Below are 1034 nucleotides of genomic sequence, written 5' to 3'. Positions count from 1 at the left end.
AAATGACTTTATAACGGTTTCAAAAGAAGCCTTATTGCTTAAAAAAGCAAGAAACATCATTGTCAAAAAGAGTGAGGAGGGGAAGTGAACATCAGAGAAGTTGAAAAGTCATCTTTCTCCATCATTGGAAAAGAAGGCTTAGGTAAAGCACAAGAAGCTGACATTTGGATTCCACCACTCTGGCAAGAAGCAACCAACGCTTTTGAGGAAATTATTCATTTGATTAAGCAGCCACTCACAATTTGGGGGGCCATGTCTGATGAATCAGGGCAATTTAAACCATGGAATAATGGTGGACTCTATCTGGCAGGTGTTGAAGTTGAAAATTCAGCGCAAAAGCCTGAAAATTGGACTAAATGGACACTTCCAGGCTTTCGTTATTTCGTTGTTGAAACAACAACTTATGAAATGAACAAGACTTATTCAGATATGTGGAATTATTTAACTCAAAATGATTTAAAAATTGTTGGAGCAGTACAAGAACATCAATCAATTTCAGCAGAAAATCCTGAAGAGTTAGAACTATGGTTTCCAATTGAAAGAATATAAAAGTCCAAATAGTTTCATTGATGACGAGTTGTTGTATTTCAAAAATTACTAAGTAGAAAAAATCATGACATTAACAGACACTTACACACTAAACAATGGCATTAAAATTCCAAAAGTTGGCTTTGGAACTTGGCAATCTGCGAGCGGAGAAGAAGCTTATAATGCGGTAAAAGCAGCACTTGAAGCAGGATATCGTCATATTGATACAGCGGCAGTTTATAAAAATGAAGAATCAGTCGGTCAAGCAATTGCTGATTCAGGAATTCCCCGTGAGGAACTTTTCGTTACAACAAAACTTTGGGGTGTAGGAACAACAGAGGACGCTGCGAAAGCCTTGGATGAATCCTTGAAAAAATTGGGACTTGATTATGTTGATTTGTACCTCATTCATTGGCCAAATCCTAAAGCATTCCGCCCTGATTTTGAAACACGTAATCTTGCAGTTTGGAAAGCCATGGAAGCAGGCGTAAAAGCTGGTAAAATCC

General features: G+C 37.6%; 2 protein-coding genes. Both read left to right on the top strand.

The features are described from left to right. The first annotated feature begins 84 nt into the window (after positions 1-84). Positions 85-549, top strand: a complete 465-nt coding sequence (locus AB0N03_RS52550; protein ID WP_010905253.1) for a GyrI-like domain-containing protein — start codon at positions 85-87, stop codon at positions 547-549. 64 nt (positions 550-613) lie between these two features. Then, positions 614-1034: aldo/keto reductase (locus tag AB0N03_RS52545; protein WP_364389052.1), on the top strand; the 421-nt coding region annotated here is incomplete at its 3' end.

This window comes from Amycolatopsis sp. NPDC051061 (assembly GCF_040682935.1).
GTDB lineage: Bacteria > Actinomycetota > Actinomycetes > Mycobacteriales > Pseudonocardiaceae > Amycolatopsis.
This window is presented reverse-complemented; position numbering and strand designations above follow the sequence as displayed.